Here is an 8,472-nt window from a genome sequence, read left to right on the forward strand (position 1 = left end):
AGCAGCATGCAGAGAACATGGGCAGCCCCCCTCGCACTCGTGGTGATCACCGGATCCGGCCTCCTGGCGGCCCCACCCGCCGAGGCCGCGCACACACCCTGTCCCCGGGTCACCATCGGATCCGGCTGGTACGGGGACAACCGGACCCGCCTCCAGGAGCTCATCGACCGGTACGGCAGCTGCGGCCCGTACCGGCCCGGCCGCGCCAAGCCCGTCGCCGTCTTCGACTGGGACAACACCGTCGTCAAGAACGACGTCGGCGACGCCACCATGTTCTGGCTCCTGCGCAACGGCCGGATCCGCCGGCCCGCCGCCGGTGACTGGTCCACCACCAGCCGCCACCTCACCCCCGCCGCCACGAAGGCCCTGGCCGACGCCTGCGACGCCCTCGCCCGCCCCGGCACCCCCCTCCCCACCGGCACCCCCGCCGGAGCGGCCTGCGCCGACGAGATCAACGCCGTCTACGGCACCGCCGCGACCCGCGCCGGAGCCCCCGCCTTCACCGGCTGGGACCGCCGCACCACCGAACCCTCGTACGCCTGGCTGTCCCAGCTGACGCAGGGCTGGACCGCCCGCGAGATCCGCGGCTTCGCCGCCGCCGCCCGCACCGAGAACCTCGCCGCGCCCATCGGCGCCACGCAGCGGGTCGGCACCACGACCACCGCCACCGGCTGGGTCCGCTACTACGACCAGCAGAAGAACCTGATCAAGGGGCTGCAGAAGGCCGGTTTCGACGTCTGGATCAGCTCCGCCTCCCCGCAGCCCGTGGTCGAGGTCTGGGCCCAGGGCGCCGGCATCGAGGCCGACCACGTCATCGGCATCCGCAACACCACCACGTACGGCGGCAGGTTCACCGCCCACCTCCAGGGCTGCGGATCCGTCCGGGACGGCGCCGACACGATGATCACCTACATCGACGGTAAACGCTGCTGGATCAACAAGGAGATCTTCGGCGTACGCGGCGCGGCCGCCGAGCGGGTCCGGCCCGCCGCCCGCCGCCAGGTGTTCGCCGCCGGCGACTCCGACACCGACATCTCCTTCCTGCGCGACGCCACCGCCCTACGGCTCGTCGTGAACCGCAACAAGAACGAGCTGATGTGCCGGGCATACGACAACAGCGACGGCCGCTGGATCGTCAACCCCATGTTCATCGAGCCCAAGAAGCACAAGACCGACCCCTACCCGTGCGCGACGACCGGCTACGTCGACCACGACGGCACCAAGGGCCCGGTCCTGCGGGACGACCGCAGCGTCGTCCCCGACCAGATCGACTCCGTGTACTAGGGGAGTCCTGTCGATCAGGGTGGATCAGGAGCGGTGCCGGCCGCGGCGAGCCCGCCCTGATCGGCAAGGCACCCCTCTAGAGGAAGGTCCGCCCCTCGCCGCGGTAGGTCGGGACGCTCTCGGTGACCCGATCGCCCTCGATCAGGTGCAAGGTGTCGAACCGCTCGCACAGTTCGCCCGCCTTCGCGTGCCGGAACCAGACCCGGTCGCCGATCAGCAGATCGTCGGCCGGGCTCCCCAGCAGCGGGGTCTGCACCTCGCCCGCGCCCTCCTGGGGGTCGTAGCGCAGCCCCTGGGGCAGGTACGGGACCGGCAGCCGGTCCGCCCCGGCCGCACCGGAGGCCGGATACCCGCCCCCGAGCACCGTCACCACACCCACCCCGGGCCTGCGCACCACGGGCTGCGCGAACAGGGCCGCCGGACGCCCGCTGAACGACGTGTAGTTGTCGAACAGCCGGGGCATGTACAGGCCCGAACCCGCCGCGATCTCGGTCACCGCGTCCTCGGCGGCCGTCTGCTGCACGCTGCCGGTACCGCCACCGTTGACGAACTCCAGATCCGGTACGACGGCCCGCACGGCCCGCACCACCTCGGCCCGCCGCGCCGCCAGCTCCTTGCGGGCCGCGCCCTGCATCAGCCGGATCGTCCGGGACCGCAGCGGGCGACCAGCCAACGAGTCCCCGACCCCGGCGACATGACCCTCGTACGCCATCAGCCCCACGACCCGGAACCCGGGCCGGGCGGCCACCGCCCGGGCCAGATCGGCCAGTTGGGCGGGCTCGCGCAGCGGAGACCGGCGGGCCCCGATCCGTACCCGGCCGCCGAGCAGCCGCAGCGCCGTGTCGAGCTCCAGGCAGACCCGGATCTCCTCGGCGCCGCCGTCCCGGGCCGCGTCGATCAGGTCCAGCTGCGCGGGATCGTCCACCACCACCGTGACCGCGCCGGCGAGCTTGGCGTCGTTCGCCAGCTCACCGAAGCCGGCCCGATCGGCGGAGGGATAGGCGAGGAGCACGTCCTCGAACCCGGAGCGGGCCAGCCAGAGCGACTCGGCGAGGGTGTACGACATGATCCCGGCGAACCCGGGGCGGGCGAGGACCCGTTCCAGCAGCGCACGGCACCGGACCGACTTGCTCGCGACCCGGACCGGCTTGCCGACGGCGCGGCGGACAAGGTCGTCGGCGTTGGCGTCGAAGGCGTCGAGATCCACGATGGCCAGCGGCGCGTCCAGGTGCGCGGTCGCCCGGTCGTACCGGGCGCGATCGGTGGCGGCGGAGTTCATGGGCGGCAGCTTGCCAGAGGTATCTACCGGTGGGTAGAGGTCGCTCACCCGCCCTTTCCCCCCGGGGGGTGGTGGCGGGGGTGGTGCGGCCGCGCGCGCCGGTGCGGCTCAAGGATCGGGGCTCCGCCCCGGACCCCGCGCCTCACACGCCGGCGGGGCTATTTCGGGGCCCGGCGGGGGTGGACGGCCTCGGGTGGTGCGGTTGCCCGCGCCGGTGCGGCTCGAGGATCGGGGCTCCGCCCCCCGGCCCCGCGCCTCGAACGCCGGCGGGGCCGGGTTGTCCCCGGTGGGGCTGTTTCGGGGCCCGTTCGGGGCTGGGGCGTTGTGCGGGCACCGGGGGCATCGCGCGTCGGCGACGCCGTACAGTACGGGGAGGCAGCCGTACGGAACGGGGGGCGGAGCCGCCGGATGACCACGACGACACCGCGGACCGAGATCCTGGGCGAGCCCGAACAGCCACAGCCCGCGCACGCCCACCCCCGCCGCCACCCCGTACGGGTCCTCGCCGCCACGCTCTGCGTCCTCCTCGGCAGCGGCCTCGTCGGCGGGGCCGCCCTCACCACCTGGGCCGAACACCGCGCCGCCGCCCGCCCCCTCCCCGCCGACGCCGCCTACCGCAAGGCCGGGTCGCTGTGGCGCGCCGCCCCCGTCGACAGCCTGTTCCCGCCCGTCCTGACAGGCCCCTCCGCCGGCCCCGGCGGCTCCGACCGCACCTGGACCCGGGTCGCGCTCGCCCCCGACGCCGACTGCTCGGCCGCCCTCGCCGCCGACTGGCAGGCCCTGCTGGCCGCCGCCGGTTGCACCCGCGTGCTGCGCGCCACCTACACCGACGCCACCCGCAGCTCCCTGATCACCGTCGGCATGGTCTTCACCCCCGCCGACGCCGCCACGATGACCGCCCTCAAGACGAGGATCCCCGCCCCGCCCGCGTACGGGTTCACCGACGCGCAGCGCGCCGCCTGGGCCACCTTCGTACCCCCCGAGGCGCCCGTCGTCGTCTACACCGTCTCCGCCTTCGCCGACGGCCGCCGCCTGGACGCACCCCGCCCCGCCGAGGACCTGATGAAGAAGGACGCCACCGGAGCCGCCGCCCAGGCAGGCCTCGGCCACGAGGCCCGGGCGCTCGCCGACCGCGTCGGCCACGGCCTCGCCTTCCTCGCCGCACCGCCCGCACCGACCACGCCGGTCGCCACCACACCCACCCCGGAGCCCACCCGATGATCCGCCGGGCCTCCGGGCAGGCGGCCGCCGCGCTGCTCGCCGCGACCCTCCTGGTGTCCGCCACCGCGACCCCCGCCGCCGCCGACAACATCCGCGACCGTCAGTGGGGCCTGCTGACCCTGCGCGCCGAGGAGGCCTGGGGTACCACCCGGGGCGCCGGAGTGACCGTCGCCGTCCTCGACACCGGCGTCGACGCATCCCATCCCGACCTCTCCGGTCAGGTCCTCGCCGGCACCGACCTCATCGGCATGGGCGCCGGCCCCGGCGACCGCGCCTGGGCCCGCCACGGAACCGCCATGGCGAGCATCATCGCCGGGCACGGCCACGGCCCCAGCCGCGGTCAGGGCGTCCTCGGCATCGCCCCGCAGGCTCGGATCCTGCCCGTCCGGGTGATCCTCGAAGAGGGCGACCCGGGGCGCGCCCAGGCCCGCGACAGCAAGGGCGGAGCCCTCGCCGAGGGCATCCGCTGGGCCGCGGACCACGGCGCCGACGTGATCAACCTGTCGCTCGGCGACGACAGCGACTCCGCCCACCACGAGGCGGGGGAGGACGAGGCCGTCCAGTACGCCCTCGCCAAGGGCGTGGTCGTCGTGGCCTCCGCGGGCAACGGCGGCGAGTCGGGCGACCGTGTCTCCTACCCGGCCGCCTATCCCGGGGTCATCGCCGTCACCGCCGTCGACCGGCGCGGCAAGAAGGCCACGTTCTCCACCCGCAACTGGTACGCGACCGTCGCGGCCCCCGGCGTGGACGTCGTCATCGCCGACCCCGACCGCTCGTACTACGAGGGCTGGGGCACCAGCGCCGCGGCGGCCTTCGTCTCCGGCGCCGTGGCCCTCCTCCTGGCCGCGCACCCGGACCTGACCCCGGCCCAGGTGAAGAAGCTGCTGGAGGCGACCGCCTCCGACTCCCCGGCCGGCGGCCGCGACGACGCCCGCGGCCACGGGCTGGTCGATCCCGTCGCCGCCCTCCAGGCCGCCGACGAGGTGCGCCCGGAAGCCCCGGTGCCCGCGCCCGCGGCGGCCGGGAGCACCTACTTCGGCCCCGGCCCCGAACCGGTCCGCCCGCCCGAGCGCGGCGCCCGCCTACGGGCCCCGGCGGCGGCCGTCGCGGGGGCGGTGCTGCTCGCACTGGCCGCCGTACTGGCCAGGCGCCCGCGCCGGGGCACCCGGGGCCGCGACCAGGACCCGTACCCGGCACAGTAGGGTCGGGTAACTGTGGCGAACATGGCGAACAAGAACATTCCCGACCCGGGCTTCTCCGACGACGACGGCTCCGCCGATCCCCGGCTGACCGCGGCCCTGGCCGCCTGGTCCGAGGACCGGGCCAAGGAGCCGGAGGTGCTGGCCGCGCTCAAGGGCGCCCGCCTGCTCGTCCCGGTGGTCGCCGTCCTCGGCGAGGTGGAGACCGACCCGGAGACGGGCCTGAAGCGCGAGAAGACCAGCGACATGGCCGTCCCGACCCTGCGGGCGGGCGACCGGCGGGCCCTGCCCGCCTTCACCTCGATCGCCTCGCTCGCGCTCTGGGACCCCGCGGCCCGGCCGGTGGCCGTCCCGCTGCACCAGGCACTGGCGGCGGCCGCGCACGAGAAGGCCGACACCGTCGTCCTGGACCTGGCCGGCCCCGTCACCTACCAGCTGACCGGCTCCGCGCTGCTCGCGCTCGCCGAGGGCCGCGCCGACGCGGGCCCCCTGGCCGACCCCGCCGTACGGGAGGCCGTACGCGCCGCCGTGTCCGCCGAGCCGGCCGTGCTGCGCGCCCACCTCGTCCCGGGCGGCGCCGACTCCGACGGCACCTTGGCGATCGTGTTGGCCGAGGGCGCGCAGGCGCCCGCGGCGGCCCGGAGCGTCGCCGAGGCGCTGGCGGCGGACACCACCCTGCGGGCCCGGCTGGTCCGAGGCCTGGACCTGGCGCTGCTCCCGTCGGACGCCCCGGCCCCGCCCGGCGAGCCCCTCTTCACCCGCTGACCGGGGGAGTCCCGTGAGCGATCTGCCGGACCGGATGCGCCAGGCCGTCCCCGAGTACCGAACCGATGCCACCGCGCAGGAATGCATGGGGGCGATCCTGCAGTTCGTCGAGGCGGTCACCTTCGCGGACCCCGACGAGCTGCTCGCGGCGCTCCGCGAGGTGATCGGCGAGTACTGGCCGGGCCTGCCGCCGTACGCCCGCAACCTCGCCTACCGCCTGGTCTGCCTGCAGCGCCCGCACGACGCGGCCCTGCTGCGCGAGGCCGCCGACGACCTCCTCGCCTTCGGCCCGGACCGGGACGAGGAGGCCGAGGAACTGCACCGCCGGGCCGACCTGCTCGACCCGCGGCCCTGACCGTACGGCGGCCGCGCGGACCCCGGACATGACGACGGCCGGTGCACCCCGCGAGGGGTGCACCGGCCGTCGTCACGTGTCCTTACGTGTGCGGACTCAGCCGAAGACGGGGCCCGTGAACTTCTCGCCCGGCCCCTGGCCCGGCTCGTCCGGGACGATCGAGGCCTCGCGGAAGGCCAGCTGGAGCGACTTCAGGCCGTCGCGCAGCGGGGCGGCGTGGAAGGAGCTGATCTCGGTGGCGCTCGCGGTGACCAGGCCGGCCAGGGCCGTGATCAGCTTGCGTGCCTCGTCGAGGTCCTTGTGCTCGGAGTCCGGCTTGTCCAGGCCCAGGTTGACCGCCGCGGCGCTCAGCAGGTGCACGGCCACCGTGGTGATCACCTCGACGGCGGGCACGTCCGCGATGTCGCGGGTCATGGTGTCGTAGTCGGGGGCGCCGTCGGCAGCGGGTTCGGTGGGGGGTGTCGCGTCAGTCATGCGTCCCACGATATGCCGTGCGGCGGGCTTGCGGCACGGGTGCTAGTATGTACTTCGACCGGCCGGACACTTCTGTGCCCGGCCCACAAGTGGAGGCTCCGTTCTCCCACCTGACTGCCCTCCGGGGCGGCGGGTCACCGGTCAGGTGGCATCCATCGTTCCGTACGGACGATGGAAAGCTGCCCGAGTTTACGCCCCGCGTTCGCATGCGGCGGTGTTCCGGTTGTTTTGGAGCCCCTGCCTGTGCCCGGCGGGGCTTTTTTGATTCTCCCGCCGCGGTCGGTCTGACGGAAATACACGTCAGCGGCTGTCTGCCAGGCAGCCGTGTGGTGCTACCGAGGAGGATCCATCAGCACCGAGCCCCGCATCAACGACCGGATTCGCGTTCCCGAGGTACGGCTTGTCGGTCCCAGCGGCGAGCAGGTCGGCATCGTGCCGCTTGCCAAGGCGCTTGAGCTCGCGCAGGAGTACGACCTCGACCTGGTCGAGGTCGCGGCGTCCGCACGCCCGCCGGTCTGCAAGCTCATGGACTACGGCAAGTTCAAGTACGAGTCGGCCATGAAGGCCCGTGAGGCGCGCAAGAACCAGGCGCACACGGTCATCAAGGAAATGAAGCTCCGGCCGAAGATCGACCCGCACGACTATGACACCAAGAAGGGTCACGTCGTTCGGTTCCTCAAGCAGGGCGACAAGGTCAAGATCACGATCATGTTCCGTGGTCGCGAGCAGTCCCGGCCGGAACTCGGCTACCGACTGCTGCAGCGTCTCGCCTCGGACGTCGAGGACCTCGGGTTCATCGAGTCGAACCCGAAGCAGGACGGCCGAAACATGATCATGGTCCTCGGTCCGCACAAGAAGAAGACCGAGGCGATGGCCGAAGCCCGCGAGGCGCAGGCCGCCCGCAAGGCGGAGCGCCAGGGTGTCGCCCACACCGATGACGAGGCTCCTTCCGAGGACGCCGCCGTCGAGGTCGATGACACCACCGAGGTCGCCTCTGCCGAGGCCACCGAGGCCGCTGCCGACGAGGCGCCGGCCGACGAGGCGAACGCCGAGGCCTGATTCCGAGGCAGCCCGTCTCGGATCACCGACACAACATGACGCTCCCGTCAGCCGGTCCCCCAGGACCGGCGGGAGCGCCACCGACGAGGAGATAACGGCGCCATGCCGAAGAACAAGACGCACAGCGGTACCAAGAAGCGCTTCAAGGTCACCGGCTCCGGCAAGGTGCTCCGTGAGCGCGCCGGCAAGCGCCACCTGCTCGAGCACAAGTCGTCCCGTGTCACCCGCCGCCTCACCGGCAACGCGGAGATGGCCCCCGGCGACGCCGCGAAGATCAAGAAGCTTCTCGGCATCTGACGTCCTCCGCTCCCGACAGGGAGCGGACGTCGGACCGGGACCCCATCGAATTCGGGCCGTGTGAAGACACCCACGGCCCCGCTACAAGGAGTTAAAAAGTGGCACGCGTCAAGCGGGCAGTAAACGCCCACAAGAAGCGCCGGGCGATCCTCGAGGCGGCCTCCGGCTACCGCGGTCAGCGTTCGCGCCTGTACCGCAAGGCCAAGGAGCAGGTCACCCACTCGCTGGTCTACAACTTCAACGACCGCAAGAAGCGCAAGGGCGACTTCCGTCAGCTGTGGATCCAGCGCATCAACGCCGCTGCCCGCCAGAACGGCATGACGTACAACCGCCTCATCCAGGGTCTGAAGGCCGCCAACATCGAGGTGGACCGCAAGATCCTCGCGGAGCTGGCCGTCAACGACGCCAACGCGTTCGCCGCGCTCGTCGAGGTCGCGCAGAAGGCGCTCCCGGCCGACGTCAACGCCCCCAAGGCCGCTGCCTAAGGGCTAGCCGGCCCAGCTCGTACAGGGCCGGCCCCCACGGACCCGCAGGCATTC

10 protein-coding genes are annotated in these 8,472 nt (G+C 73.4%); 8 read left to right on the forward strand and 2 right to left on the reverse strand.

Annotation, left to right across the window (positions count from 1 at the left end):
• Nucleotides 1-6: 6 nt before the first annotated feature.
• Complete coding sequence (locus AB8A24_RS17845; RefSeq protein WP_328963998.1) at nucleotides 7-1,284, forward strand: haloacid dehalogenase-like hydrolase; 1,278 nt, start codon at nucleotides 7-9, stop codon at nucleotides 1,282-1,284.
• 76 nt (nucleotides 1,285-1,360) lie between these two features.
• Here the strand turns inward: AB8A24_RS17845 and AB8A24_RS17850 are convergent, their stop codons facing one another.
• A complete protein-coding gene (locus tag AB8A24_RS17850) occupies nucleotides 1,361-2,563 on the reverse strand; it encodes an amino acid deaminase/aldolase (protein WP_328963999.1) in 1,203 nt (400 codons plus the stop codon).
• A gap of 408 nt (nucleotides 2,564-2,971) precedes the next feature.
• Here AB8A24_RS17850 and AB8A24_RS17855 point away from each other — a divergent pair, with 408 nt between their 5' ends.
• From AB8A24_RS17855 to AB8A24_RS17870, 4 genes are read left to right on the forward strand one after another with little or no spacing between them, the layout of a single operon-like run.
• Nucleotides 2,972-3,784: a hypothetical protein gene (locus tag AB8A24_RS17855; RefSeq protein WP_328964000.1), complete on the forward strand. Its 813-nt coding sequence runs from the start codon at nucleotides 2,972-2,974 to the stop codon at nucleotides 3,782-3,784.
• Complete coding sequence (mycP, locus tag AB8A24_RS17860) at nucleotides 3,781-4,986, forward strand: type VII secretion-associated serine protease mycosin (RefSeq protein ID WP_328964001.1); 1,206 nt, start codon at nucleotides 3,781-3,783, stop codon at nucleotides 4,984-4,986. Before AB8A24_RS17855 ends, mycP begins: the two co-directional genes overlap by 4 nt.
• A 21-nt stretch (nucleotides 4,987-5,007) precedes the next feature.
• Nucleotides 5,008-5,748, forward strand: a complete 741-nt coding sequence (locus AB8A24_RS17865) for an SseB family protein (protein WP_369476559.1) — start codon at nucleotides 5,008-5,010, stop codon at nucleotides 5,746-5,748.
• Nucleotides 5,749-5,761: 13 nt separating this feature from the next.
• Entirely contained in the window at nucleotides 5,762-6,103 is a 342-nt protein-coding gene (locus AB8A24_RS17870) for a hypothetical protein (RefSeq protein ID WP_328964003.1), read from the forward strand.
• 96 nt (nucleotides 6,104-6,199) lie between these two features.
• Here AB8A24_RS17870 and AB8A24_RS17875 read toward each other — a convergent pair whose 3' ends face one another.
• A complete protein-coding gene (locus AB8A24_RS17875) occupies nucleotides 6,200-6,577 on the reverse strand; it encodes a DUF1844 domain-containing protein (protein WP_030723460.1) in 378 nt (125 codons plus the stop codon).
• A gap of 324 nt (nucleotides 6,578-6,901) precedes the next feature.
• Here AB8A24_RS17875 and infC point away from each other — a divergent pair, with 324 nt between their 5' ends.
• From infC to rplT, 3 genes are all read left to right on the forward strand, one after another.
• Nucleotides 6,902-7,636, forward strand: coding sequence for a translation initiation factor IF-3 (infC, locus tag AB8A24_RS17880; RefSeq protein ID WP_030387120.1), 735 nt, complete (start codon nucleotides 6,902-6,904; stop codon nucleotides 7,634-7,636).
• Between the two features lie 102 nt (nucleotides 7,637-7,738).
• Entirely contained in the window at nucleotides 7,739-7,933 is a 195-nt protein-coding gene (gene rpmI, locus AB8A24_RS17885; RefSeq protein ID WP_030012385.1) for a 50S ribosomal protein L35, read from the forward strand.
• Between the two features lie 98 nt (nucleotides 7,934-8,031).
• The gene (rplT, locus tag AB8A24_RS17890; RefSeq protein ID WP_007263143.1) at nucleotides 8,032-8,418 is read left to right on the forward strand and encodes a 50S ribosomal protein L20; all 387 of its coding nucleotides are present in this window, start codon (nucleotides 8,032-8,034) and stop codon (nucleotides 8,416-8,418) included.
• Nucleotides 8,419-8,472 lie beyond the last annotated feature (54 nt).

Source organism: Streptomyces sp. BF23-19, assembly GCF_041106355.1.
Classification (GTDB): Bacteria; Actinomycetota; Actinomycetes; order Streptomycetales; family Streptomycetaceae; genus Streptomyces; species Streptomyces virginiae_A.

Bases quoted from the DNA above. Each gene is read 5' to 3' on its own strand.
- AB8A24_RS17845 (WP_328963998.1), top strand. From the start codon at position 7: ATGCAGAGAACATGGGCAGCCCCCCTCGCACTCGTGGTGATCACCGGA.
- AB8A24_RS17850 (WP_328963999.1), bottom strand. From the start codon at position 2,563: ATGAACTCCGCCGCCACCGATCGCGCCCGGTACGACCGGGCGACCGCG.
- AB8A24_RS17855 (WP_328964000.1), top strand. From the start codon at position 2,972: ATGACCACGACGACACCGCGGACCGAGATCCTGGGCGAGCCCGAACAG.
- mycP (WP_328964001.1), top strand. From the start codon at position 3,781: ATGATCCGCCGGGCCTCCGGGCAGGCGGCCGCCGCGCTGCTCGCCGCG.
- AB8A24_RS17865 (WP_369476559.1), top strand. From the start codon at position 5,008: ATGGCGAACAAGAACATTCCCGACCCGGGCTTCTCCGACGACGACGGC.
- AB8A24_RS17875 (WP_030723460.1), bottom strand. From the start codon at position 6,577: ATGACTGACGCGACACCCCCCACCGAACCCGCTGCCGACGGCGCCCCC.
- rpmI (WP_030012385.1), top strand. From the start codon at position 7,739: ATGCCGAAGAACAAGACGCACAGCGGTACCAAGAAGCGCTTCAAGGTC.